The sequence below is a fragment of the Gammaproteobacteria bacterium genome, from assembly GCA_017999615.1.
GTDB lineage: Bacteria > Pseudomonadota > Gammaproteobacteria > JAABTG01 > JAABTG01 > JAGNLM01.
In genome coordinates this window covers 69,687-94,042 of sequence record JAGNLM010000003.1, presented here as the reverse complement: position 1 = coordinate 94,042, position 24,356 = coordinate 69,687, and the positions used below count along the sequence as shown (strand labels likewise).

Sequence of the window (24,356 nt, the reverse complement as noted above, 5' to 3'; positions counted from 1 at the left end):
GCTCCTGCTCGGGCTCGCGGGGCCCTGGCTCGCGCCAGGGGGTCCCGGACGCGCCCCGGGGCCCAGCGGGGTCACATGCAGAGCGCTTCCGGGTCCGCCCGCATCAGGCGCTTGTTCATCTTGCCGACGCTCGTCTTGACCAGGGTCTTCACGAAGCGGACCTGCAGCAGGACGCCGTAGCGGGAGATGCCCTCCGCCTCGACCACCTGGGCGGCGAAGCCGCGCAGGGCGTGCTCGGTGACCTCGCCCGCGTGCCCGGGCTTGAGCAGCACCAGCGCGAGGGGACGCTCGCCCCACTTCTCGTCCGGGACGCCGATGACCGCGACCTCCTTGACCGCCTCGTGGCGCGCAATGATGTCCTCCAACTGCAGGGAGGAGACCCACTCGCCGCCCGTCTTGATCACGTCCTTGATGCGGTCGGTGATCTTCAGGTAGCCGGCCGGGTCGATGTGGCCGATGTCGCCGGTATGCAGATAGCCGCCCACCCAGAGCGCCTCGGAGGCCTCGGGCGCGCGGATGTAGCCCTGCGTGAGCCAGGGCGCGCGTACGACGACCTCGCCGGTCGCCTTCCCGTCGTGCTCCACCTCGCGCAGGTTGGCGTCGACGATGCGCAGGTCCACCAGCGGCATCGGGCGTCCGGTCTTCGCCCGGATCACCGCCTGCCCCTCGAGGGGCAGCGCCAGGTCCGCGTTCTCGAGCTGAGAGATCGTGAGCACCGGGCAGGTCTCCGACAGGCCGTACCCGGTGAAGATGTCGATGCCGCGCTTCTGCATCGCGACGGCCATCGCCTCGGGCAGTGCGGAGCCGCCGATCACCACCTTCCAGCCGGAGAAGTCGGTGCGACTCGCCTGGGGGTGGCTCATGATCATGTGCAGGATCGTCGGCACGCAGTGCGAGAAGGTCACGCCCTCCTCGGCGATGAGCCGGCAGATGAGGTCGGGCTGGTAGCGGCCCGGGTAGACCTGCTTCATCCCGAGCATCGTCGCTAGGTACGGGAAGCCCCAGGCGTGCACGTGGAACATCGGCGTGATGGGCATGTAGACGTCTTCCCGGTGGACGTGGCCCTCCCGGTCCGACCCGCCCACCACCGCGGCGCAGGACAGCGTGTGCAGCACGAGCTGGCGGTGGCTGAAGTACACACCCTTCGGCTCACCGGTCGTCCCCGTCGTGTAGAACGCCGTCGCCTGGGCGTTCTCGTCGAAGTCGGGGAACTCGAAGGCCGTCGCCGCGGCGGCCAGCATCGATTCGTACTCGGCGTGCATCGGGAGCGAGGCGGGCGGCGCGTGGCCCTCGTCCGAGAAGTGCACGAAGGTCTTCACCGTCTCCAGGCGCGGCGCGAGCTGCTCGAGGAGCGGGAAGAAATCGCTGTTCACGATCAGCACGTCGGCCCCGGCGTGATTGAGCGTGTAGAGGATCTGCTCCGGGCTGAGGCGCACGTTCACCGTCTGCAGGATGGCGCCCATCATCGGCACCGCGAAGAAGCACTCGAGATAGCGGTGGCTGTCCCAGTCCATCATCGCCACCGTGTGCCCCGCCTCGACCCCGAGCGACTGCAGCGCGTTCGCGAGCCGGGCGATGCGCTCGGCCAGCGTGCGGTAGTCGTAGCGGACCTTGCCCTGGTAGGTGATCTCCCGCTCCGGGGCGGTGGCGAGCGGTGTGTGCAGCAGGTGCTTGATGAGGAGCGGGAACCGGTAGGCGGAGGGCGTCGAGGGAACGATTCTTACCGGCATGCTGCTCTCCCTGATGCTCGATGACGGGGTGGAGACGGGGCGGCCCGGGACGCGAGGCCGCGGGGCCCCTGCGGGGCGAGCGGCCTGCCGGCAGGGGAGCGCGAAGGAGCTGCGAAGGAGCATAGAGGAGGCCACCCGCAGCGGCAACGCGGGCCGCAGCGGCAACGCGGCCCGCGGCCCGCGGCCGCCCCAGGGCTCAGCGGTCCTGGACCGTTCCCCCGTCCCCGCGTCTGCGGCGCAGGGCGGCGAAGACCGCCAGCTCCCAGGCCCGCGTGGCGAGCACGAGGCCGACGTTGCGCTTCTGGGCGAGCGGCAGCGGGGCGTCCGCCGCCTGCAGCTCCGCGAACTCCGCGGCCAGGTGATCGAGCTTGCGCGCGAGGGCCTCGGCGGAGCCCGGGGAGATCGCCCCGCTCAGGTACAGACGCCGCTCCTCCGGTTGGGCGAACGCCGCGTCCAGGAACTCGTCCTGCACGTGGCGCTCGAAGAAACGCTCGATCGGCCCGCCGGCGAGCCAGCGGAAGTCGCGCGCCACCAGCGCCCGCACCCGGTTGTCCGGCTGCAGCGCGATGAGCCGCAGGCGGTCGAGACGAGCGAGCAGGCGCACGCACTCGGGCACCGAGATCTCGTACTCGCGCACGATGTCCTCGAGCCCCCAGCGGTTGCGCACGCAGAGCGCCACCAGGAGCAGGCGCGTGTCGGCGACCAGCTCCTCCTCCTGGGCCCGGGTGAGGTGGGAGATGCGGTGCTCACCCTCTTCCTGCAGGCGCACCAGGTCCGTGATGCCGAGGTCGACCATCCGGCACACCGCCTCGAAGCGCTCCAGGGTGAACGCCCCGCGCGAGAACATCCGCTTGACGCTCGCCTCGCTCAGGCCGAGGTCGCGGGCCACGTCGGCATAGGTGACCCCACCGGCGCGCAGGGCCCGCTTCAGGGCGTCCACCAGGCTCTGGACGGGGCTCACGGGGGCCTATCGTATCTCCAGGTGATACTGGACGCATTATAGACGGCCACCCGGAAGGTCGCAGTTTACTATTCAGATACCTTCGCCCATCCTCTTCCCAGTCCCTGAGCGAAGAGAGGAGCCTCACCATGGACGTGCTGGACATCATCGACAGGCTGCGCGAGCTCACCCGCTCCATCGCCTGTCTGGCGACCCTGATCTGCGACCGGGAGCGGCTACCCGTGACCGGGGGTGACCTGGCAACCCTCCTCGGGATCATCCAGGGCGAGATGGAGCGGGTGCACCGCGCCGTCTCGAGCCTCGTGCCGGCCCCCGCGTGACCCCCCGTCCCCGGGGTCGGCTACCATAGGGGTCCCCGGGGACCTGGGGCACCGCCGTCCGGGCGCACCGCCCTCCGGCGCCCGGGCCCCCCAACCCGAAGAGGAGTCGCCCATGAGCAGCCTGATCGTGATCTCTTTCCCCGAGCAGCAACTGGCCTTCGAGATGCGCGCGGCGCTCTCCAAGCTGCAGAAGGAGTACCTGATCGAGATGGAGGACGTGGTCATCGTCACCAAGGACGACCAGGGCAAGGTCTCGCTTCACCAGGCCATGAACCTGACCGCCATGGGTGCGGTCGGCGGCAGCTTCTGGGGAATGCTGATCGGGTTCCTGTTCCTCAACCCGCTGCTCGGCGCGGCCCTCGGCGCCGGCGCCGGCGCGATCTCCGGTGCGCTCACCGACATGGGGATCGACGACAAGTTCATGAAGGAGCTGGCCGAGAACTTCAAGCCCGGCTGCGCCGCCATCTTCATCCTGGTGAAGAAGGCGACCCCGGACAAGCTCATGGAGAAGCTGACCTCCTTCAAGGGCAAGGGCAAGATCCTGCAGACCTCGCTCACCAAGGACGAGGAGCAGAGCCTGCGGGCCTTCATCGAGGCGCAGCCCATCGTGGCCCCCTGAGCGCCCCCCGGGGGGGCCTCGACGCCGCGCAGCCCCCCCGCTCCCTGCCGCCCCGCCGCCCCGCCGCCCCGCCGCCGGGGCTACCCGGCGCTGGGGCTACCCGCCACCAGGGTTGCCCGCCGGGACGGACGCCCCCGCTACTGCCGCCGCTCGCTCTCGAGCAGGCGGCGGCAGGTATCCTTCCTCAGCGCCCCGCGCGACTCCGCGAGGTGCCGGCACTTCAGCTCCATGAGGTCCATCGCCTGGGAGAATCCCCAGAGGGAGATCTCGTGCACGCGCTTGGTACCGTCGCCGTGCAGGACGTGGGCCCGCAGGCCGCTCGAGCGCCTCAGCTCGCTCAGGGCGTCGTGGGGCAGCGTCGGGCTGAACTCCCGCATCAGGCGGTGGAACGGGCGCCCGTCGGGAAGGAGCGCGGAGACCAGCATGGATAGCTGCAGCGGGTAGCCCTGGTCGGCGACGCTGAGCAGCGCTTCCGTCTCGTGGGAGAAGCCGGCGTTCGGCTCGAGCAGCAACCGGGCCCTCGCCCGGGACGGCTGGCTGTCCGCGCGCCCCCGCACCCGGAGGACGTCGTGCCCCACCAGGACACCGAAGCGCAGGCTCGTGCCGCACATCCACGACCGGCACTCCACGTAGGCGCCGAGCCCCGGCACTGCCCTGCCCGTGAAGGCGATGGAGAGCGGCGCGTCTTCTTCGTCGGGCCCGGGGGACATCCCGGGGCTCTCGGCCGCCGGCGCGTCGTATACGGCCCAGTCCCCGAACCAGCCGAAGGGCGTCCAGTCCCGGGAGATGGTGGGGAGATCGTGCACCGGCTCCGGAGGCTCCGGGCGCTCACCGGCCGCCGCAGCCGGCGACCCGGGCGGCCACGCGGCCAGCAACGGCAGGGCGACGGCGAGGGCAACGGCAAGGGCACGTGTCATTCGACGGGGCTCCCCTCTCGCACCGGCTCGTAATCCACCTCCCGGACACTCTGCACCAGCCGGTCCACGTGCTCCGGGGAGGCGCCGATCATCTGCAGGGCCGCGGCCCCCAGGCGCAGGCTCGCCTCGATCGCCTCCGGGTAGGCCTCGGTCGCGCCCGCGTCCAGGAGCCGGGAGCTGCCTTCCAGGTCCCAGGCACGGGCGATGATGGGCAGGTGCGGATACTCTCTGCGCAGGAGCGACACGATGCGCTCCGCGGTCGCCGTGTGGTTGATGGTGACCACCACGAGCGCCGCCCGCTCGGCGTGGGCGGCCGCGAAGAGCCCCGGGTCGGAGACGTCCCCGTAGAGCACCAGGTGACCCACGGCCCGGCCCTGCGCCACCCGCGTGAGGTCCCCGTCGTAGGCGACGAACGGGACCTCCTTGTTTGCGAGGAGCGCCGCGACCGCGTGCCCCACCCGCCCGTAGCCACAGATGATCACGTGGTCCTTCAGCGCCGTCACCACGGCGGGGTCCACCGCCGGGAGGACCGGCTGGTCCCCCTCCTCCTTGCGCCCGGTGACCCACATCGCGATGGCGCGGTTGTAGCGGATGAGGAAGGGCGCGAGGACCATGGACAGCAGCACCGCGGTCAGCACCGCCTGCTCGGCGCGCCCGCCGATGACCCCGCCCGTGTGGGCGATCGCGAGCAGCGCGAAGCCGAACTCCCCGCCGACGGCGAGCACCAGGGCGCTGCGCCAGGCGGTCACCGGGTCGACCCCCGACCAGCGCACGATCGGCGCCACGATCAACGTCTTCACCACCAGCAGGACGACCGCCCCCGCGAGCGCCAGGTGCCAGATGTCCGGCAACGCGGAGAGCTGGAAGAGCATGCCGATGCCGATGAAGAAGAGGCCGAGGAGGGCGTCGCGGAAGGGCCGGATGGCCGATTCGATCTGGTGCCGGAACTCCGTCTCGCCGAGCATCATCCCGGCCAGGAAGGCCCCGAAGGCCATCGAGAGCCCGAAGTTGCTGGTGATGGATGCCGCAGCGAGCGAGACGAAGATCGCCGCGAGCGTGAAGAGCTCCGAGGAGCGCCGCTCCGCGATGGCGTGGAAGAACGGCCGCAGCAGCGCACGCCCGGCGAAGAAGACGATGAAGAACGCGAGCGCGGCCTTGCCGACGGCCCCCCCGAGGGACGCCGCCAGCGCCCGCGCGTCGGCCGCCTGCCCCAGCACCGGGATGATGACGATGAGCGGCACGGTGGTGACGTCCTGGAACACCGACATGGCGAGCCCGAGCCGCCCGTGCGCGGTGTGCTCCTCGTTCTGGTCGTCGAGCTGGCGGCTGATGACCGTGGTCGAGGACTGCGCGAACACCGCGCCCACGACGAAGGAGGCGGCGGGCGAGAGGCCCGCCAGCCAGGCGAGCAGTCCGACGCCGGCGGTCGTCAGGATCACCTGCGCCGTGCCGAGCACCAGCACCGTGTGGCGCAGCGCCTGCAGCTGGGGCAGCGAGTAGCTCAAGCCGATGGTGAAGAGCAGGAACACGATCCCGTACTCGGCGAGCAGCCGGAGCTGGTGCCCCTCGAGCACCGGTCCCGGGGTGTAGGGCCCGAGCACCACCCCGACGAGCAGGTAGCCCAGCACGGGCGGGATCTTGAGGCGATGGAACGCGGTGACGGCGCCGACGGCGGCGCCGAGCAGGAGCAGCAACTGCACGAGCGGTTGCTCGATCATCGGCGGCTCACGCGCAGATATCCACGTCGCGGGTCTCCCGGCTCAGCACCAGGGCGATCAGGGTCAGCGTCGCCATGGAGGAGAGATAGACGCCGACCCAGAACGGGCTGCCCCCGCCGATCTTCCAGAGGGCTACGGCGATGATCGGGGCGACCGCCGCGCCGAGGATCGAGCTCACGTTGTAGGAGATCCCGGAGCCGGTATAGCGCACGTTGGTGGGGAAGAGCTCCGGGAGGAGCGCGCCCATGGGGCCGAAGGTCATGCCCATCAGCGAGAATCCGATGACGAGCCAGGCCATGACCCCGGGGAAGCCCGCGCGCAGGAGGGGCACCCAGGCGAGACCGAACGCGATGATGCCGAGGGTCACCAGGATGAGCGTCTTGCGCCGCCCGAAGCGGTCGGCCCAGGGCCCGGAGAGCATGGTGAAGAGTCCGAAGAAGAGCACGCCGCCGATCATCATGAGCACGAAGGTGTTGTAGGCGTAGCCGAGCCCCGGCAGCTCGGCGTCGGTGGGGGCGCGCCCGTAGCTCAGGGAGAACGCGGTCATCAGGTAGAACAGGACGTAGGTGGCCAGCATGAAGAAGGTGCCGAGGACGAGCTCGCGCCAGTGCCCCCGGAACACCGCGGCGACCGGGAGCTTCTGGATCCGCCCCGCGTGGACCGTTCTCGAGAACACCGGGCTCTCCACCAGGTGCACCCGCACCCAGAGCCCCACGGCCACCATGACGAAGGAGAACAGGAACGGCACGCGCCAGCCCCAGTCGAGGAACGCCGCCGAGGGCTTTCCCGGCTCCGTCGAGGGCAGCAGCGCGGCGATGAGGAGGAAGAGTCCGTTGGCGATGACGAAGCCGATGGGGGCGCCGAGCTGGGGGAAGGTGCCGAACCAGGCGCGCTGGCCAACGGGGGCGTTCTCGGTGGCCACCAGCGCCGCCCCGCTCCACTCACCCCCGAGGGCGAAGCCCTGGGTCAGGCGCAGGACCACGAGCAGCAGGGGGGCGAGCCAGCCCACCGAGGCGTAGGTCGGCAGCAGCCCGATGAGGAAGGTCGCGATGCCCATGGTGAGGAGCGCCCCCACCAGCGTCGCCTTGCGCCCGTGCTTGTCGCCCAGGTGTCCGAAGAAGACCGCACCGACGGGCCGGGCGATCATCGCGGCGCCGAAGACCGCGAAAGAGGACAGGAGCGAGGTCGTCTCGTTGCCGGTCGGGAAGAAGAGGTGAGGGAACACCAGCACGGCCGCGGTGGAGTAGACGTAGAAGTCGTAGAACTCCACCGTCGTGCCCCCGAGGGTGGCGAGGATCACCCGGGAGCGGGGGTTGGCTGGGGTGCCGGGGGCCGGCTCGCCCGGCCTCGCGGGGGCCGCCTGGGGAGCCCGCTGGACTTCCGTCTGGTCTGCCGTGGACATGGGGACCTCTTCGGGTGGGGCGAGGGCCCGAGCCCGCCCGGTTCGGGCGATGACGGCCTCGGGCTCGGGGGGGACTTCCCGCATCGGGCGATGACTTCCCGCTCGGGGGATATCTTCGCAGCATGGAAGCCGCCGCGCCAAACCCGGCCCGCGGGCCTGGCGTCCCGGCGAGTTGCGTAGGGGCCAAACGCTCGTCCAGACTGGTGAGGATGAGACAGCCCCACTTCACGCGCTACCACCTCTTCCTCTTCCTCGCGTTCCTCGGGGTCTGGGTGTGGGCGGCGGTCGAGCCGAAGTACCCCAAGGACTGGCTGCTCGAGAACCTGCTGGTCTTCCTCTTCGTCCCGATCATCGTCCTCGCGGGGCGCTACTTCCGGCTCTCGAACGCCTCCTACACGCTGATCGTGTTGTTCATGGCGCTGCACCTCGTGGGCTCGCACTACACCTATTCCGAGGCGCCCTTCGGCTACACGCTGCAGCGCTGGTTCGGGGCCGACCGCAACATGTACGACCGGCTCGTGCACTTCGCCTTCGGGCTGCTGCTCGCCTACCCCATGCGCGAGATGTTCCTGCGGGTCGCGAAGTCGGGAGGGTTCTGGGGCTACTGGCTGCCGGTGGAGCTCACCCTCGCCTTCTCCGCGATGTACGAGCTCGTCGAGTGGGGGGTGGCCGCCCACGTGGACCCTGGAGCCGGGATGGCCTTCCTCGGCGCCCAGGGCGACCCCTGGGACGCGCACAAGGACATGCTGCTCGCGGCCGAGGGGGCGACGATCACCATGCTGCTCGTCGCCCTGGCGAGCTGGGTCCGCGAGCGGCGCCGTCAGTAGCGGTTGTCGAAGATCCGGGGCGTCTTCTTCTCGCTGCGGGGCAGCTCCCCGATGCCGACCGCCTTGGGCACGATGGAGATGCCCATGCGCTCCTTGCAGCGCTGGCGCACCATCGCCTCCACCCCCTCGCGGTGCGCGCCCTCGGTGGTCTCGAAGAAGACGGTCATCACGTCCCGCCCCTCGAGGTGGTCGATCATCACCTGGAACTCGCTGCTCGCGCCCTCGACGCCCTTCAGGACCTCGTCCACCTGCGCGGGGTAGATGATGACACCCTTCACCTTCACCATGTCGTCGGTGCGGCCCATGATGGTGTCGATGCGCGGATAGGGCGAGCCGCAGGCGCACTCGCCGGGGATGAGGCGGGTCAGGTCGTGCGTGCGGTAGCGGATGAGCGGCGCGCCCTGCTTGCGCAGGGTCGTGATGACCAGCTCGCCCAGCTCGCCGTTCGGGACCTGTTGGCCGGTGTGGTGGTCGATGACCTCGAAGTAGAGGAAGTCGTCCCAGCAGTGCATGCCGCACTCGTGCTCGCACGAGATGCCGATCCCGGGCCCGTAGATCTCGGTGAGCCCGTAGATGTCGTAGAGCTGCACCCCCAGCTCCTGGGCGATGCGCCGGCGCATCTTCTCGCCCCAGCGCTCCGAGCCGATGATGCCCTTGCGCAGGTGGATCTTGCTGCGGATGCCGCGCCGCTCGATCTCCTCGGCGAGCAGCAGCGCGTAGGAGGAGGTGGCGCAGAGCACCGTGCTCTTCAGGTCCATCATCATCTGCAGCTGGCGGTCGGTGTTGCCGGGGCCGAGGGGGATCACCATCGCGCCGAGCCGCTCGGCCCCCGCCTGGAAGCCGATGCCCGCGGTCCACAGGCCGTAGCCGGGGGTCACGTGCACGCGGTCGGTGCGGGTGACGCCCGCCATCGCGTAGCAGCGGGCGAACATCTCGCTCCAGTCCTCCACGTCCTGGCGCGTGTAGGGGATGATGACCGGCGTGCCGGTGGTCCCCGAGGAGGAGTGGATGCGCACGATGTCCTCGTCGGGCACGGCCTGGAGCCCGAGCGGGTAGGCCTCGCGCAGGTCGGCCTTCTCGGTGAAGGGCAGCCGCTCGAAGTCCTCCCAGGTGCGCACGTCGGCGAGGTCGATGCCCGCGAACTTCTTGCGGTAGAAGGGGCTCCGGGTGGTGATGCGCCCGAGGAGGCCCCGGAGGGACTCGAGCAGCTCCGGCCTCTTGAACTGGTTCTCGCTCACTGGGTCTCCCCCCTCGTCGCTTGCCGGGCGGTCGTGGTCACGCGCCCGCACCCGGTCCCGCGCCCGCCGCGCGGGCGCCCGCGTGCAGCGCCTGGATGTTCATGTCGACGAACTTCTTGCGCACCGACTCGCGGATGGCGGCCTCGAGCTGCGCGGTGGTGAAGCCGAGCGCGCCGGTGGCGAGCGCCGCGCCGAGGAGCGCCACGTTCAGCACCCGGGGCGAGCCCACCTCGGTGCACACCGCGTCGCCGTCCACCACCACCAGCCGCGCCCCGGTGCGCCCGAGGTACTCCAGCATCGCCTCGCCGCTGTAGGAGGCGCGCTTGAGCGCGGCGGACACCGGCGGCACGGGGTGGGCGTTGGCGATCACGGTGGCGCCGGGGCGCAGGTAGGGCAGGCAGCGCACGGCCTCGCCGGGCTCGAGCCCGAGCAGCACGTCCGCCGTGCCCCGGGCCATCAGCGGCGAGTCGATGGGGCCGTCGGAGACCCGCACGTGGCTCACCACGGACCCGCCGCGCTGGGCCATGCCGATGGTCTCGGAGCTGCGCACCGCGAGCCCCGCGTCCATGGCCGCGCGGGCCACGAGCTTCGCGGCGAGCACGGTGCCCTGCCCGCCGACGCCTGCGATCATGATGTTGGTGGTGCGGCTCACTTCCCCGCCTCCCCCGCCGTGACGGGCGAGATCGCGTCGAAGGGGCAGACCTGGGCGCAGAGGTCGCAGCCGTAGCAGAGCGACTCGTCGATCACCGCCTTGCCGGCGACGCTCAGGATGGCCGGGCACCCGAGGCGCGTCACGCAGAGGTTGCACTGGCACTTGTCCGGGTCGACCCGGTACATGGGACCCGCGGGCTCCAGGTGGATGCAGGGCGCCTCGAAGATGACCGCCGAGACGCCCGCGGCCGCCGCGTCCACGGCGCGCGTGACGGCGGCCTCGGCCTCCTCGAGCTGGCGCGGGTCGCACTGCTCCACGTGCTTCACGCCGATCGCGCGCAGCACCGTGGCGATGTCGACCTTCTCGGCCACCGACCCCATCATGGTCGCCCCCGTCCCCGGGTGCGGCTGCAGCCCGGTCATCGCGGTGGTGGAGTTGTCGAGCACGACCACCACGATGGGCGTCTGGTTGTAGACGGCGTTGATGACGCCCGGGATCCCGGTGTGGAAGAAGGTCGAGTCCCCGATGAAGGCGAAGTGCACCACGTCGGGCTGGACCACGTGCAGCCCCTGGGCCATGGTGATGCCCGCGCCCATGCACAGGCAGGTGTCCACCATGTTCAGCGGGTCGGCGTTGGCGAGCGTGTAGCAGCCGATGTCGCCGCCGAACACCGCCTTGCGCTTGCGCATGACGTGCTTCACGGCGAGGTAGGAGAAGCGGTGTGGGCACCCCGCGCAGAGCACCGGCGGGCGCAGGGGCAGCGCCGGGGCCTCGCCGGGCGGGGTGACGGCGGCCAGCACCGGGTCCGGGAGCCCGAAGAAGCCGGCGAGCGCCCGGGTCACGGACTCGACGCTGTTCTCCCCGGCGGACGCGACGGCGCCGCTCGCCTTGCCGAGCACCGTCACCGGCAGGTGGCGCTCGCCGGCGAGGCGCTGCAGCTCGCGCTCGATGACCGGGTCCAGCTCCTCGACCACCAGCACGCGGTCGAGCCCCGCGAGGAACTCGAGCGCCAGCGCCTTCGGGAACGGGTGCGGGGTCGCGACGCGCAGCAGGCGGTGCGCCGGGACCCCGGCGCCGAGCGCGGCCAGCGCCTCGCCCACGTAGGCGGTGCTGATCCCCTGGGTGGCGATACCGAGCGTGCCCTCGCCCCGCAGGGTGTTGAAGCGGTAGCCCGAGAACGCCTCGCCGATGACGGGCAGGGTCTGCTCGATGCGCAGGTGGCTCTCGTAGGACAGGCGCGGGAAGATGACCCAGCGCGGGTCCTTCACGAAGCCTTCGGGGACCACGGCGGTGCGCCCCTCGCGCAGCGTGACCGGCGCGTTGCCGTGACACACGCGGGTGGTGGGCCGGAACAGCACCGGCGTGCCGTAGCGCTCGGAGAGCTCGAACGCGTCGCCGATCATCTCGTAGGCCTCCTCGGGGGAGGCCGGGTCGAAGACCGGCAGCTTGGAGAAGAGCCCGAAGGTGCGGGTGTCCTGCTCGGTCTGGGAGGAGATCGGCCCCGGGTCGTCGGCGACCACCACCACCATCCCGCCCTTCACCCCGAGGTAGGCGAGGCTCATCAGCGGGTCGGAGGCCACGTTCAGACCGACCTGCTTCATGGTCACCATGGCCCGCGCGCCGGCGAAGGCCGCGCCCGCCGCCACCTCGAGGGCGACCTTCTCGTTGACGGACCACTCGACGTGGATCCCGCCGGGGCTCCGTTTGGCGACGGTCTGCAGGATCTCGCTCGAGGGTGTGCCGGGGTAGCCCGTCACCACGCCCACGCCGGCCGCGATCGCGCCGAGCGCGATCGCCTCGTTGCCCATCAGGAATTCGGTCGCCACGATGCAGAACCCCGGCGGTCCGCCCGCCCTTTCGGCTCCCGCGCAGCCGGGGCCTGTGTCCGATGCCGGCCTTCAGTATATCGCGGGAGCGTGCCGCCTCGTGACCCCGGGGCGCGCGAGGGAAGGGGTTGCACGAGGTACGGGGTTGCACGAAATTCCCGGGGTGGTAGCCTCGGCCTCGGTCCCGTCCGCCCTCGGGGCGTCACGGGCTCCAGACACGGCGCGCACGGCCCGCACCGCACGCACGGCCCGCACGGCACGCACGGACAGAGACACCGAGGGGGAGAGGCATGTATCCGACCTGGGAAGTCCCCGCACTCACCGCCGGGGGAGTCATCGGCCTCATCGCGGCCTTCCACATCCTGCCTTCGCACCTTTCCGTGAGCGCGATGTGGTTCAACGTGTTCCTGGAGAACCGGGCCTACCGCCAGAACCGCCCGGAGCTCATCGAGTACATCAAGAAGTACACCAGGACCCTCCTCATCTTCTCCTACGTCCTCGGCAGCCTCACCGGCGTCGGGATCTGGTTCTCGGCCACCGTCGCGAGCCCGCGCGGGATCTCGGGCCTCATCCACACCTACGTCTGGGCCTGGGCGACGGAGTGGGTGTTCTTCGTCATCGAGGTGATCGGGATCTTCGTCTACTACTACACCTTCGGGAAGGTGGACCGGCGCACGCACCTGCGGATCGGCATCGTCTTCGCCGTCGCCTCCTGGGTGACGATGATCATCATCGTCGGCATCCTCGCCTTCATGCTGACCCCGGGGAAATTCAACGAGACGGGCAGCTTCTTCGACGGGTTCTTCAACCCCACCTACTTCCCGCAGCTCTTCACCCGCACCGGGTTCATGTTCGCCATCTCGGCGACCTTCGCAATGGCGGTGGCGAGCCGGCTGAAGGACGAGGAGACCCGAGAGGAAATCACGCGGCTCGCCGCGAAATGGGGCATCGCGGGCCTGCTCGTGGGGAGCGTGATGCTGGTCCCGTGGGCGGCGACCCTCCCTGCGGCCACCGCCTACAAGGCCGGTCTCGCGGGGCTGGTGCCGGGCACGGTGCTCTACGGCTCGGTCGCAGTCGCCGTGCTGATGCTCGTCTACTTCGTCTGGGCCCTGCGCACGCCGGGGGCGATCACCACCGCCACCGCGGTCCTCGCCATCTTCATCCTCTTCACCGGCATCCTCGGGGGCGAGCGCATCCGCGAGATGCTGCGCAAGCCCTACGTGATCGCCGGGTACATGTACTCCAACCAGGTGATCGCACACGGCGTCGCCAGCCGCGGAGTCGAGCCCGAGGTCGAGGCGATGAGCCGGGACGGGTTCCTGAAGCACGTGGCCCTCGTGCCGCCGGCGCTGCAGCCCATCTCCGACGGGAACCGGGTGGCGGTGGGGCGCTTCCTCGCCGAGCAGCAGTGCTCGGCCTGCCACGCGCTCGGGGACACGGGCCTGCGCCCGCTCGCGCGCATGGTACGGCGCCTGCGCCTCGCCGACGTCGAGCGCACCGACGGCTACCTGACGGGCCTCGGGCACTACGACTTCATGCCGTCCTTCGTGGGCAACGACGCCGAGCGCCACGCGCTGGCCGCCTACCTGGTCGAGCTCGGCAAGGGCGCCACCGCCCTCGCCGCGAAGCACTGAAGGGGGAAGACAGACATGGAATCCCACGTCAACGAAGTCCTCGCCGCCCTGCGCGACCCCATGGGCGTGCCCCTGTACCCCGTCGTGTTCCAGCTCCTGATGGTGCTGACCTTCGCCCTCCACATCCTGTTCGTGAACTTCGTGGTCGGGGGGCTCTTGATCTCGCTGTGGGGGCGCTTTCGGCGGGCGGAGCGCTGGCAACGCCTGTCGGCGACCACCGCGCGGATCGCCACCGTCAGCGTCAGCTTCGCGGTCCTGATCGGGGTCGCCCCGCTGCTCTTCGTGCAGGTGATCTACGACCCCTTCTGGTACACCTCCAACCTGCTGTCCGCAGCCTGGGTGGTCGGCTTCGTCTTCCTGATGATCGCCGCCTACTCCGCGTCCTACCGCTACTACCTGCGCCACCACCGCGGGGCGGCGCGCACCGCCTTCTGGGGGCTCATCGCCCTGGCCGGCTTCCTGCTCGCGGGCTTCGTCATCCACGCGCTCAATTACCAGGCCCTGCTGCCGGACGCGTGGCTCGGGTGGGCCAGTACCGAGGGCGGCGCGGACACCCGCGGCACCACGCTCCACGCCTGGCAGTGGGCGCGCTACCTGCACGTGATCCTCGCCTCCCCGGTGCTCACCGGCCTGCTGCTCGTGGCCTCGGCCTGGTACTTCCGCAACCGCGGGGACCGCGACCCCGAGTACCTTGCCTGGGTCGCGAAGCTCGGCCTGCACCTGGCCTTCGGATTCGGGGTCATCAGCGTGGGGACCGGCCTCTGGTGGTCCGCCGTGATCCCCGGGAAGCTCGGCTTCCACGCCGACCCGTTCTACCTGGTGGCCATCGTCCTCGGCGTGGCCCTGGTGGGCTATCTGTGGGCGGTGCGCAAGGACCCGCTGCGCCACGCCGTCCCGGCGGGCGTCGCGGGGCTCGTGGTCGTGCTGGCCATGGCCGCCGCACGGGAGTCCCTGCGCTCGGACTACGTGGGGCAGTTCGGGTACTCCATCTTCGACTACCCCGTGAACCTGGACTGGGGCAGCACGGCGCTCTTCTTCCTGACGTTCCTCTGGGGCTTCATCGCCATCGGCTACCTGCTCACCGTCGCCTACCGCTCCGGACGCGCGGAGGGCGAGGTGGACCTCTCCGGCACGGGCATGCGCACCTTTGGCAACCTCGCCATCGCCTCGCTCGTCGCGTGGATCGGGGTGGTGGTGGGGCTCGGCGCCTACGTCACCTACCAGCACGTCGCGCCCGCGCTGGCGGCGCCCACGGACGCCGCGGCCACGGCGCCGGCAATGGGCGCAGGTCCGGCGACGGCCACGGCGCCGGCGGCGGCCACGGCACCGGCGGCGGCCGATCACCCGAAGGCCGTGATGTGCGCGGGGTGCCACGGGGCGGACGGCAACAGCCCCACCCCGGACAACCCCACGCTCGCCGGGCAGCACCGCGAGTACCTGATCGTCGCCATCGAGAGCTACCGCGACGGGCGCCGCACCCACGCCCCGATGCAGGCCCTCGTGTCCGGGCTCGGCGGGCAGGACGTGGTGGAGCTGGCGGGACTCTACTGCCTGCAGCCGGTGAAGCCGGTCGGCTACGCCGAGAAGCTCCCCGGCGACCGGAACGCGGCGGAGACCCACTCCTGCGCCGGCTGCCACGGCAACCGCGGCGTGAGCTCCTCGCCGCGGACCCCGAAGCTCGCCGCGCTGTCGGGGACCTACCTCACCAGCGCCTTGCAGGCCTACCGCGAGGGCACCCGGACGCACGGCCTGATGCGCGCGCTGGCGGCGCCCCGGAGTGACGACGAGATCGCCCACCTCGCGGCCTTCTACGCGGTGAGCGCTCCGAGGGAGTGACGGCGTGTTTACAGACGGTCGAGGAGCGGGCGCCCGCGGCCGGTGCGCGGACGCCCCCGCGTGGATACGGGGACGCCTGGGAGGCTCGGGCTAGCGCTCCCAGGTGTCTTCCCCGGCGTCCGCGGTGTCTCCGTCGTTGTTGCGGTCCCAGCCCCGCCAACCGGTGGAGGTGAGCTCGAGGATACCGGTGCCGGCCACCACGGTACCGGCGACCGGTGTCGCGCGCAGGGTGTAACCGGTCTGTCCGGAGGCTGGAATGGTCAAGTCGTAACGCCGGTTCGCCTCCGGCTCGTCCACGGGTGACCAGTCAAGGTGCAGGCCTGCCGCGAAGGGGTCTCCCACGTAGGTGTTGTTGTCCGAGAACCAACGCTCCATCACCGCCGCGAGGCTGGTGAGCGCCCCCTGGGCGTCGGCGCGCGCCGCGCGGCGCACGTACTCCGTGTAGGACGGGTAGGCGATGGCCGCGAGGATCCCGACGATCGCCACCACGATCATCAGCTCGATCAGCGTGAAACCCGGCTCGGGCTTCCCCCTCGCCCTGCCCCGAGGATGGCTGCGGCGCACGGACGCGAAAGTGCTCATGCTCATTGCCCCTGGAACCAGTACGTATGGGCCCGCGGCAACGCGATCTCGGGATTGACCGTCTCCGCGCCGCCACCAACGCCGACGAGCAGCGTCACGCCCTCCTGCTGGAAGATCGGCACGGCCCCCGACGGGATGCCCGCGGCCAACTGATAGCGTCGGTCGGCCTTGCTCGCAATCTCGCCGAGACCGTCCCAGTTGAACCTGGGCTCCGCGTTCAGCGCGTCGACGCCATACAGGCGCCCCCCGCCCTCCATGAGCTGGCAGGTGTCACCGATCTCCGGGGCCTGGGGCACGAACGTCGTGATGAAGAGCTTGCCGGCGAGGACGATGGGCGAGGCGAGACCCTTCTCGCCGGTCCCCTCGAAGCGCAGGTACCACCCTTTCGACTGCCGCAGGGCCGTGAGGTTCGCCCCGTCAACGTCGATCTGGGGGACGTTGGTGGCGTCGAACAGGTCACCGGCAACGTCCGGCGGTCCGTCCAGAGCTCCTTGCAGCGCCACCCCCGCGGTGGAGCTCGGGTAGCTGTCGGCGAGCCCGTCCCCATTCGCGTCCGCCATCGGGTCGTAATCGATGTCACGAAAAGCGTAGAGCCGATCGGTCACCGCCTCGCTGAGCGGGTGCTCCCGGTCGCCGCTCGCGAGCGTGACCAGGTCATACCGAGAGACGTCCGAGTACTTGCCGTCGAACATCTGGACGACGTCGGGCGGGTAGAAGAACTTCCGCTTGTCGGCCTCGCTCGCGCTGCTGGAGACCGTCGCCAGCTTGCCGACCACGGCCTTCACGCCGCCGGGGCTACCCGACGCAGGCGCCAGGTCGATGCGCCAGAGCTGGCCACCCGTGTCACCCACGTAGATTCGATCGATGGCACCGTCGCCGTTGGCGTCCAGGACGGAGACGTCCGACGGGATCGGATAGGTCATGCCCGGAACCTGGACACCGGCCCCCGCCGAGTGGGCCGTCCCGCTGATCCAGTACTTGCGCGCACCCGTCAGCGGGTCGGCAATGTAGATCGCGTTGCCGCTGGTGCTCGACCCGAAGGCACCGTCCTGGGACTCGTCGTAGCCACCCGCGAAGATCAGTACGTCACGCACCTCGCTCAGGCCCGCCGTGCTGGTCCCCACGCGCACCGTAGCCACCGTCGGACGGGACCAGCTCTGGCCGAGCTGGGGATAATCCGCGCTGCCCCCGTCGATCCGCCAGAGGTATTTCGGGTAGGTCGGGGCAATCGTCCCGGGCACGGTCAGGGGGGTGGCGGGCGTCACGTCCAGCGCGTAATAGTGGTTCCCGCCCCGGCGCATCCCGACGATGACGCGCACGAAGTCGCCGGAGGTGTCGCCGATGGTGCCATCGCCGTCACTGTCTTTGAGCCAGACCGTGGGCGTCCCGTCCATCCCGTAGACGTGCCGCAGCTCTTTGGGATTGCTTCGCAGGCGGGCCTGGAGCGACAGCGTCTCCGGCGGGTAGAAGATCCACTCTTCCTCGCCGGTCTCCGCGTCAATCATTCGCAGCCCGCCGTCGTTCGTGCCCACGAACAGCTTCGTGACAGGGGCTGCATCGCTCCCCCCGTAGGTCACCGCCTGCGGGCTGGAGTGGAGCGGGTCACTGAAGCTGTAGCGGGTGTCGCCATCGTCGTTCTCCTCGTCGACGTCGACCCCGCGCACCCAGGAGATGAGCGCGCTCAGCGCCTCCGCGGTCGCCGTGCCCTCCAACCCGAGCATCGTGTTGGTCAGCAAGGAATTGGTGTCCTTGACCTCGTGAGCGGCAGCGGCCAGGTTGTCGCCCGCAGGGTCGGCGCTCCCGGTGAAGGTGATCACCCGGCGGTTCGCAGGTGTGGGACCCGCGTTACCGGCGCCACCTTTCTGGATCTTGTCGCCGTCCTGGAAACTCCAGTAACTGCTGATGCCATCCTTGATGCGGCCATCCGGACCGATGGCCTCTTCGCCGTCCTGACTGAGTACCTCACCGAGACTGCAATCGTCCGTAAACGCCCCGCCCGGGCATTCCGACGGCTTGCTCCGCAGGCGGTACTTCTTGACATTCCCGGTCCAACGAATGCGGTCCGACGGCTGAAACAGCGAGAAGTACACGTCGTCCCGGTGATAGAGCTTGTTGAAGGCGTTCACCGAAAGGGCGGGTGCGGCGAAGGAGGTGCTTCGGTTCAGGATGTCCAGGAAGAATGCCTGGAAGGTCTCCGCCAGGTCCGCCGCCGTCGTGGCGGGCCGGAATTGCCCCCCGGACTCCTTGGCCAGGTCCTTCAGGAACTGGACCGCGTGCACCTGCTCGGGGTCGCTCGCGTCCAGGTTGAATCCGATGGTGTAGGTCACCACCGTCTGGCTGCCTGCGAGCGCGCTCAACTGGTCCTTGGTGTACAGGAACCGCCCGAGATCGATGCCGCACTGCTCTCCCGTGAGCACGGTGGCGTTGTTGGAGAGCTTCGCCTGGCAGCTTGCGATGCCGGCGAGACTGCGGATGAGACTCGCGGAGTGGTTGTTGTTGGCCTCGCCGTCGGTGAGAAGGATGACGTAGTTCGAGCCGCAGAGCTCATCGACGGGGGAAACGTAGACCGGGCTGCCGTCGATGCGCTCGCTCTCGCAGGCGGCGGCGCTCAGATTGGCGTCCGTGCACCCGGATTGGCGATAGACCGTCCCGCCCGTGTAGGACGCGGGGTGACTGACCCTGGTGTTGCGCTCCACCGTGTCACCGTCCGTTCCGCGCGTCTTTCCGTGGACGACACCCTCTCCCCGGTAATACCGGGCCGCCTCATAGAGCGTGTCCACGATGGGGGTCCAACCCCCGGGCTCCAGGGTGTTGACCGTCTGCTTCAGGAGCTGGCGCACCGTGACGGACGAGTTGCTGCTCGCTGTGAGCCTGCCCTTGTAGGTGATCTTGAGGACAGGGGCCTTGCCAGGGCTGCTGTTGTGGCTGTGAGCGCGCCGCTGTTCGCTGCCGGGCTTGACGATGAACGAGAGGGAGTTTCCGGACTGCCACCCCGAGCGATTGACGACCTCCTGCACGATCGACGTGAGGGCAGGTGAAGTGTAGGTGCCGTCGCGGTTCCATCCGGTCAGCGCAGGGCTGGAGGCGGAGCCCCAGGTCACCGACGCGGTGGTGGTGGGCCGGGCGGAGGCGGACAGATTGTTGGCGGTGGCCTTGAAGCCGGCCGAGTTATCGGCCGCCTCACCGAAGAAGACCATCGACGCCCCGGAGACGGTATTGGTGGCGTAGGCCGTGAAGACCAGGCGCGCGTCCAGGATCTCGGCCCCAGGGTCGAGCCGCACGTCCTGGAAACGAATCCCGGTGGTCTGTGCCGCCCCTCCGGTGTAGGGCATGTCCAGGCTCGCATCGACGAGGCGCATGGTGCCCGTCGAGCTTTGCTCCGCGTCGTCGGTACCTGCGATGACCTGGCGTTGCAGGGTTTGCACCATGCAGCCCGTGTCCGCCGGCGCCGTGGCGGGGTTATAGGTGTAATTGATCTTGAGCGTGGGGGCGAAATCCGGATCCCCCTCGTAGCTGTGAACGGCCCGCCAGCCCGCCCCGTCGACCTTCTCGATCAGGAGAGCCAGGTCGTTGCCGCCACACCACCCGGCCTGGCTCACGATCTCCTGCAGGATGGGTGCGAGGTCCGGGGAGCTCTGGCTCTGTCCCTCAGCGCTCCGCGCGACCCACTCGGTGGCTGCGGCCCAATCCACCTGCGCCGATGTCTTGCGGGCGAGCTTGTTCGCCATGGACTCCGTGGCGGTGTCGAAGGGCGCGGCGTCGGCCACTTTCTCGCCGTAGATGCGAAAGGTCACGGGGCCGTTCAGGGTGCGCGAAGGGGAGAGCTCCAGGACCGCGCTGTCGATGGTCGCGCCTTGCGGGATGCCGAGGTTGCGGAAGCGCAGGCCCACGCGCTGCTCGCCCGGGCTGCCGGTCCCGTAGGTCACCCGCAGCTTCGCCGGCTGGCGAGGCCAACTATCGTACGTTTTCGCCCGGCGCTGGCCTGTCCCGGAGACGAGGATGCCCAGGCCATTGCCGGAGGCCCAGCCGGGGCGGTCCAGGATCTCCTGCACGACCGGGGACAGGTCGTCGGTCGCATACGTCTGGCCGCTGGTCCAGGGCGCGAGACCGGACATGACCAGCGTGGAGGTCGTCGACAGGACGCTCGATGCCAGGATGCTCGATGGTTTCTGGGTGTTCGAGAACGTTCCCGCGTTGTCGATGTCCCAACCGGCGAACCTCAAGCTGGTGTCGCCGGAGTCGCTCTGAGCGGCCGTGAACACCAGGTCGGCCCCGAGCACGTAGGCACCCTGCGGTATCGCGAGATTGCGGAAGACGAGGCCGTTCACCCGCGTCCCTCCGCCCCCGCTCCCCAGTCTCATCTCCCCGCCAGAGGTGGTCAACGAAACGCCCACCAGCTCCTCGACGTCATCTACGCCAGCGCTGACACCCACCCCCAGGCCCGCATTGAGGCTGGTCTCGCTCCCGAACGCGGGCGTGTCGAGCAACTCGAGGCGGGTGCTCGTGAACTTCATCGCACCGGTCGACTTGAGCTCCTCGACGTCGTCGGTGCCGTCAGCGATCCGGGCCGTGATGTCCGCACCGCCGGCCTTGAATGCTTCCGATGCGTCTTCGTCGATGTAGGCGACGGGGAAGAGGATTGGCCCGCCCGGGTTGCTGAAGCGCATCAGGCCGACGTTGACGTTGTTCAGCCCGTCGAGGATGGACTGCAGCGCCTCCTTCATGTTGGTCATCCGGCTCTTGCCCGTCCCGGGAACGGTCGTGCTCATGCTGCCGGAGGTATCGAGAATGATCAGTACGTTCGGCCGGACCCCCTGGACCTGGGCAAGCTCTTCGGAGCCGACGTACACATCGGTGTCGTCCGACAGGGAGGCAACGGGCAAACCGGCAGTTCCCCCGGCCGCGACGGCGAGGAGGAAGGACAGGAAGCGGGAGCGTTTCATGCCTGCGTCTCCTCGGGGCGCCCGGGGCACGCCCTACTGTTTCGGGGCAATCTGGTAGACACCGCCGTGGTGTCTCGCCTGGATATCACTCGCGGCGCCGCCGGCGAAGGTCGTGCCCTCGCTGCGGAAGTCGAAGTGGGCGGCGTGAAAGTGCACGGCGCTGTAGGGCTGGCGAGGGGGCGACCAGCCGTTGAAGCGGGTCCAGTACTGGAACTGACCCACCTGAGTGTTGTCCGCCAGCTTCACTGCTTGAAGGGGGGAGTCGTAGCCATCCAGGTCCCAGGCGAGCTCCTCGGCAAAGGCGCTGGCTAGGCCGGTCTCCGCGATTTGAAAGGCGCGCGTGCCCTCCTGCGCGTTGGCCGCCATCTTCTCCTCGAGCGAGGTGGTACTCATGCCCGTGAGGCCGAGCAGGGTGAGCACGGCGAGCAGGATGAGCCCGACGATCAGGACGGCGCCGCGCTGGTGCGCTGCGCGCCCCCTGGCCAGAGACGCGGAAGGACCATGGTGCAGGTGCAGGAGACTCATATGCGGTTTCGCAGGAAGACCGTGGTGGAGAAGACCCTGCGGCGGACGCGAAGATTCGGGTCGGCGACGGTCACACAACCGCGATCGGCGCCGCCCGCGTCCGTCTCGCAACCCTCGAGCGTGTCGAACCCGCCGCCCTTCAGGATGTTCTTCACGGGGCGCGGGTCGGGGTCGGCACCGTACTCGTCCAGGGTCCGGAGCAGCAGGCCGAGTCGCACGCTCACGACATTCCGCCACTGGACCGTGTTGCCCACTGCGGATGCGCGGGCGTACAGGTTCGGCTGCTCATCGCCGTCGTTGTCGACGCCATACAGGATCTGCATGTTCTCGACGCCGCAGACCACGGGTTCCGGGTGCGTCGTCGTCAACGTCGTGCGGTAGAGGGCGGGCACGGGCTGGCCCCGGTCGTCCCTGCAGCGGGTCGCCTCGTCTGCAATCGCAATGGCCCCGTCGCCCACGAAGTATCGGACGGCCCGAACCGGCATGACCCGCGGGTACATCGGCCCGGTGGCGGACCGCTCGAACGGGCGAGAGAAGCCCGCGCTGCTGACGACGGCAGCCGCCTGGACGGCGCTCAACTGGAAGAGGCTCATGCCGCCGCAATCGGTCAGCACGGCGAGCTGTGCCTGCTGCAGCGCGGCGTGCTCCGCGCCGGCGTCGTCGTCCGTGCGGTCGCCGGCATCGTCGGAGGTGTCGACGGGTATCGTCGCGCCGGACACGCTTTGGCCGGCGGTCATCACCAGCCCCGGGCCCGCTCCGTAACGCAGGGTGATGGCGTCGGTTCCTGCCAGCGGCGCGACCGGCACGTCCCGCAGCCCGCTGACATTGTTGTCCGCACTGGTGGCTCGACCGCTGGGACTCCATGCGGTGGCGCCATCGTCGAGACCCTCGAGGTTGGTCGTCAGGTCCCAGAGGATGCCGTCACTGGGAACCGCCACCTCGGTGGTCAGGTTGACGGACCGTTGACCACACCCCAGGTTCCCCGCCATCCGCAGGTCCCGCAGCATGGTCTCCAGCGCGAAGCGCGCGTTCTCCTGGAGCCGCGAGAGGTCGTCCGTGATCTCATAGGTCCGCTTGTTCGAAAGGAAGATCGAGATCGTGCCCGCCATCAGGAGGAGGCCGACGACGAGCGCCACCATCAACTCCACCAGGCTCAGGCCACGGCTGCGGGTGTGGCGTGCGCGCGTGGCGTGCAAGGTCATGTGCGGAAAGTCCAGGATTGCGTCACGAGGCACAAGGGATCGACCCAGACACGGGAGGGCGCCGCCAAGCAGGCGGCCTGGTTGGTCGCCTCGCGTGCGCCACGCGCCTGCCAGCGGATGGTGACGTCGAACTGGTCCCCGTTGGCGGCGATGATGGCGTCACCGGCGGGCAGCGCCGCCTGCAGGGCGTCGTACCAGCACGCCAGGTCGTTCGTGTGCCCGGAGGCCCCCGGGTCGCAGGTGCCACCCGGGTCGGTGGCGACCACGTAGTCGCCGGCGTTCGTCACGTTGGCCCGCATCAGGTCAATGACCTCGTAGGCCAGGTAAGTCGCCTGGCTGCGCAGGTACGCGTCGTGGTTGAACTTGACGCCCCGCGCCTGCAGCGCCGCGAGCCCCAGGAGCCCGATGGCCAGGACGAGGAGCGCGACCAGGACCTCCATCAGGCTGAAGCCCTGGCTTCCCGAGCTCGGCCACCGCCCACACCCGCGACCCTGTCTCACCGCACTCACCCTCCCGGGTTACAGCCCGCGTCTGGTATCTGCGGACCGACCCGTTGCGGGCGGCCGACACCGGCCACCCTGATCTGGCGTCCGCGCGACTCTCCCCGGTCGTCGCACACGGCCAGGGTGGTTGCGGCACCTCCGGCAACGCTCCCATCCGCGCCGAAGGAGAGAGTCCCTCCGCTGGCGCGCACGTGGGTCGCGCCCGCGACGACTGCGCTGCGGCGAATGACGTCCGCGGCGCTGTCCACCACCCCGTCGGAGTCGGCGTCCACGAAGACCACCCAGCCGGTGTCCCAGTCGGTGCCCCCGTCGCAGGCCGGGACGGCCGCGCCAGCGGCGGTCGAACTGCAGATCGCCACCCGTGTCCTGCGCTTGATCGCCTCACTGCGCGCCAGGTTCAAGTGAGCCACCAGGTCGTTGGTCTCGGTCACGAGCCGGTTGTTGCGCACCATGTCCTGCAGGGCGGGGACGCCGGTGACCAGCAGGATCCCGGCCACCGCGACGACGACGACGAGCTCCAGCAGAGTGAATCCACACTGCCGGTCCGTGCGAGAGGTCATGGGGCGAGGTTCCGCGGCGGCGCGGTTCGGCAGGCGTACGCAGCGGCGTTGTCCACGGTCCAGTCGGCCCGGCAACTGCGGCCCAGGTGGTCCGCGTAGATGCAGACCTCCTGCCGCGAGCCCGATACCACCACGCTCGCGACGCCGCCGTCGCCACAGGTGACCTGGTAGTAGCTGTTGCCGTCTTCGCCCACCGCGACCACGCGGCCGACCGTCGCCGCCCCGGCCGGTAGCGCGGAACACAGGCCGCACAGGCCCAGGGAGACGGCCAGTGCCTGCAACTTCCTCTGCTTCATCACGCACCCCGAGCACTCGCCCTGCGCGTGTCTTCGACGCGCGGGGTACTTCACGTGCTCCGGGT

Annotated in this window: 20 protein-coding genes; 5 read left to right on the top strand and 15 right to left on the bottom strand. The window is 69.9% G+C overall.

Annotated elements, in window-relative coordinates; genetic code table 11:
• Positions 1–71: 71 nt before the first annotated feature.
• Together KA217_04675 and KA217_04670 are read right to left on the bottom strand one after the other, a co-directional pair.
• A complete protein-coding gene (locus KA217_04675) occupies positions 72–1,730 on the bottom strand; it encodes a fatty acid--CoA ligase (GenBank protein MBP7711744.1) in 1,659 nt (552 codons plus the stop codon).
• Positions 1,731–1,926: 196 nt separating this feature from the next.
• Positions 1,927–2,691 carry a helix-turn-helix transcriptional regulator gene (locus KA217_04670; GenBank protein MBP7711743.1) on the bottom strand — a complete coding sequence of 255 codons (765 nt, stop codon included), beginning with the start codon at positions 2,689–2,691 and terminating at the stop codon, positions 1,927–1,929.
• Between the two features lie 128 nt (positions 2,692–2,819).
• Between KA217_04670 and KA217_04665 the strand changes: the two genes are divergently transcribed.
• Together KA217_04665 and KA217_04660 are read left to right on the top strand one after the other, a co-directional pair.
• Complete coding sequence (locus tag KA217_04665) at positions 2,820–3,011, top strand: hypothetical protein (protein ID MBP7711742.1); 192 nt, start codon at positions 2,820–2,822, stop codon at positions 3,009–3,011.
• A 112-nt stretch (positions 3,012–3,123) separates the two neighbouring features.
• Entirely contained in the window at positions 3,124–3,630 is a 507-nt protein-coding gene (locus tag KA217_04660) for a DUF1269 domain-containing protein (GenBank protein MBP7711741.1), read from the top strand.
• 137 nt (positions 3,631–3,767) lie between these two features.
• On the opposite strand, the gene KA217_04655 is transcribed toward KA217_04660, so the two are convergent.
• The 3 genes from KA217_04655 to KA217_04645 are packed head-to-tail and all read right to left on the bottom strand — an operon-like array spanning position 3,768 to position 7,667.
• Positions 3,768–4,547, bottom strand: a complete 780-nt coding sequence (locus KA217_04655) for a hypothetical protein (protein ID MBP7711740.1) — start codon at positions 4,545–4,547, stop codon at positions 3,768–3,770.
• Positions 4,544–6,265: a cation:proton antiporter gene (locus KA217_04650; GenBank protein ID MBP7711739.1), complete on the bottom strand. Its 1,722-nt coding sequence runs from the start codon at positions 6,263–6,265 to the stop codon at positions 4,544–4,546. The genes KA217_04655 and KA217_04650 overlap by 4 nt, the downstream gene beginning before the upstream one ends.
• A gap of 7 nt (positions 6,266–6,272) precedes the next feature.
• Entirely contained in the window at positions 6,273–7,667 is a 1,395-nt protein-coding gene (locus KA217_04645) for an MHS family MFS transporter (protein ID MBP7711738.1), read from the bottom strand.
• Between the two features lie 209 nt (positions 7,668–7,876).
• Here KA217_04645 and KA217_04640 point away from each other — a divergent pair, with 209 nt between their 5' ends.
• A complete protein-coding gene (locus KA217_04640; GenBank protein ID MBP7711737.1) occupies positions 7,877–8,494 on the top strand; it encodes a DUF2238 domain-containing protein in 618 nt (205 codons plus the stop codon).
• Here KA217_04640 and KA217_04635 read toward each other — a convergent pair.
• Genes KA217_04635 through iorA form a run of 3 tightly spaced genes read right to left on the bottom strand, consistent with a single transcriptional unit; the run spans position 8,488 to position 12,210 of the window.
• Complete coding sequence (locus tag KA217_04635) at positions 8,488–9,732, bottom strand: phenylacetate--CoA ligase (protein ID MBP7711736.1); 1,245 nt, start codon at positions 9,730–9,732, stop codon at positions 8,488–8,490. The genes KA217_04640 and KA217_04635 overlap by 7 nt on opposite strands.
• Before the next feature lie 37 nt (positions 9,733–9,769).
• A complete protein-coding gene (locus KA217_04630) occupies positions 9,770–10,363 on the bottom strand; it encodes an indolepyruvate oxidoreductase subunit beta (GenBank protein MBP7711735.1) in 594 nt (197 codons plus the stop codon).
• Between the two features lie 17 nt (positions 10,364–10,380).
• Positions 10,381–12,210: an indolepyruvate ferredoxin oxidoreductase subunit alpha gene (iorA, locus tag KA217_04625; protein ID MBP7711734.1), complete on the bottom strand. Its 1,830-nt coding sequence runs from the start codon at positions 12,208–12,210 to the stop codon at positions 10,381–10,383.
• Between the two features lie 290 nt (positions 12,211–12,500).
• On the opposite strand from iorA, the gene KA217_04620 reads away from it, so the two are divergent.
• Both KA217_04620 and KA217_04615 read left to right on the top strand, forming a co-directional pair.
• Positions 12,501–13,844: a cytochrome ubiquinol oxidase subunit I gene (locus tag KA217_04620; protein MBP7711733.1), complete on the top strand. Its 1,344-nt coding sequence runs from the start codon at positions 12,501–12,503 to the stop codon at positions 13,842–13,844.
• Between the two features lie 15 nt (positions 13,845–13,859).
• On the top strand, positions 13,860–15,680 hold the full coding sequence (locus KA217_04615) for a hypothetical protein (protein MBP7711732.1): 1,821 nt from the start codon (positions 13,860–13,862) through the stop codon (positions 15,678–15,680).
• Between the two features lie 90 nt (positions 15,681–15,770).
• Here KA217_04615 and KA217_04610 read toward each other — a convergent pair whose 3' ends face one another.
• The 7 genes from KA217_04610 to KA217_04580 are packed head-to-tail and all read right to left on the bottom strand — an operon-like array spanning position 15,771 to position 24,291.
• Positions 15,771–16,268: a type IV pilin protein gene (locus KA217_04610; GenBank protein ID MBP7711731.1), complete on the bottom strand. Its 498-nt coding sequence runs from the start codon at positions 16,266–16,268 to the stop codon at positions 15,771–15,773.
• On the bottom strand, positions 16,265–21,205 hold the full coding sequence (locus tag KA217_04605) for a VWA domain-containing protein (protein MBP7711730.1): 4,941 nt from the start codon (positions 21,203–21,205) through the stop codon (positions 16,265–16,267). Before KA217_04605 ends, KA217_04610 begins: the two co-directional genes overlap by 4 nt.
• Positions 21,206–21,238: 33 nt before the next feature.
• Positions 21,239–21,730 carry a hypothetical protein gene (locus tag KA217_04600; GenBank protein MBP7711729.1) on the bottom strand — a complete coding sequence of 164 codons (492 nt, stop codon included), beginning with the start codon at positions 21,728–21,730 and terminating at the stop codon, positions 21,239–21,241.
• Positions 21,727–22,932 (bottom strand): PilW family protein, encoded by a 1,206-nt coding sequence (locus KA217_04595; GenBank protein MBP7711728.1) that lies wholly within the window; start codon positions 22,930–22,932, stop codon positions 21,727–21,729. Before KA217_04595 ends, KA217_04600 begins: the two co-directional genes overlap by 4 nt.
• Positions 22,929–23,432, bottom strand: coding sequence for a type IV pilus modification protein PilV (gene pilV / locus KA217_04590; GenBank protein ID MBP7711727.1), 504 nt, complete (start codon positions 23,430–23,432; stop codon positions 22,929–22,931). Before pilV ends, KA217_04595 begins: the two co-directional genes overlap by 4 nt.
• Positions 23,433–23,437: 5 nt before the next feature.
• Positions 23,438–23,995 (bottom strand): GspH/FimT family pseudopilin, encoded by a 558-nt coding sequence (locus tag KA217_04585; protein ID MBP7711726.1) that lies wholly within the window; start codon positions 23,993–23,995, stop codon positions 23,438–23,440.
• A complete protein-coding gene (locus KA217_04580) occupies positions 23,992–24,291 on the bottom strand; it encodes a hypothetical protein (protein ID MBP7711725.1) in 300 nt (99 codons plus the stop codon). Before KA217_04580 ends, KA217_04585 begins: the two co-directional genes overlap by 4 nt.
• Between the last annotated feature and the right edge of the window lie 65 nt (positions 24,292–24,356).

Excerpts from the sequence above, each read along its gene's own strand:
- KA217_04645 (MBP7711738.1), bottom strand. The coding sequence starts at position 7,667 with ATGTCCACGGCAGACCAGACGGAAGTCCAGCGGGCTCCCCAGGCGGCC.
- KA217_04585 (MBP7711726.1), bottom strand. The coding sequence starts at position 23,995 with ATGACCTCTCGCACGGACCGGCAGTGTGGATTCACTCTGCTGGAGCTC.
- KA217_04660 (MBP7711741.1), top strand. The coding sequence starts at position 3,124 with ATGAGCAGCCTGATCGTGATCTCTTTCCCCGAGCAGCAACTGGCCTTC.
- KA217_04640 (MBP7711737.1), top strand. The coding sequence starts at position 7,877 with ATGAGACAGCCCCACTTCACGCGCTACCACCTCTTCCTCTTCCTCGCG.
- KA217_04605 (MBP7711730.1), bottom strand. The coding sequence starts at position 21,205 with ATGAAACGCTCCCGCTTCCTGTCCTTCCTCCTCGCCGTCGCGGCCGGG.
- KA217_04615 (MBP7711732.1), top strand. The coding sequence starts at position 13,860 with ATGGAATCCCACGTCAACGAAGTCCTCGCCGCCCTGCGCGACCCCATG.
- KA217_04620 (MBP7711733.1), top strand. The coding sequence starts at position 12,501 with ATGTATCCGACCTGGGAAGTCCCCGCACTCACCGCCGGGGGAGTCATC.
- KA217_04675 (MBP7711744.1), bottom strand. The coding sequence starts at position 1,730 with ATGCCGGTAAGAATCGTTCCCTCGACGCCCTCCGCCTACCGGTTCCCG.
- KA217_04580 (MBP7711725.1), bottom strand. The coding sequence starts at position 24,291 with ATGAAGCAGAGGAAGTTGCAGGCACTGGCCGTCTCCCTGGGCCTGTGC.
- KA217_04600 (MBP7711729.1), bottom strand. The coding sequence starts at position 21,730 with ATGAGTCTCCTGCACCTGCACCATGGTCCTTCCGCGTCTCTGGCCAGG.
- KA217_04665 (MBP7711742.1), top strand. The coding sequence starts at position 2,820 with ATGGACGTGCTGGACATCATCGACAGGCTGCGCGAGCTCACCCGCTCC.
- KA217_04610 (MBP7711731.1), bottom strand. The coding sequence starts at position 16,268 with ATGAGCATGAGCACTTTCGCGTCCGTGCGCCGCAGCCATCCTCGGGGC.
- KA217_04595 (MBP7711728.1), bottom strand. The coding sequence starts at position 22,932 with ATGACCTTGCACGCCACGCGCGCACGCCACACCCGCAGCCGTGGCCTG.
- KA217_04630 (MBP7711735.1), bottom strand. The coding sequence starts at position 10,363 with ATGATCGCAGGCGTCGGCGGGCAGGGCACCGTGCTCGCCGCGAAGCTC.
- KA217_04655 (MBP7711740.1), bottom strand. The coding sequence starts at position 4,547 with ATGACACGTGCCCTTGCCGTTGCCCTCGCCGTCGCCCTGCCGTTGCTG.
- KA217_04650 (MBP7711739.1), bottom strand. The coding sequence starts at position 6,265 with ATGATCGAGCAACCGCTCGTGCAGTTGCTGCTCCTGCTCGGCGCCGCC.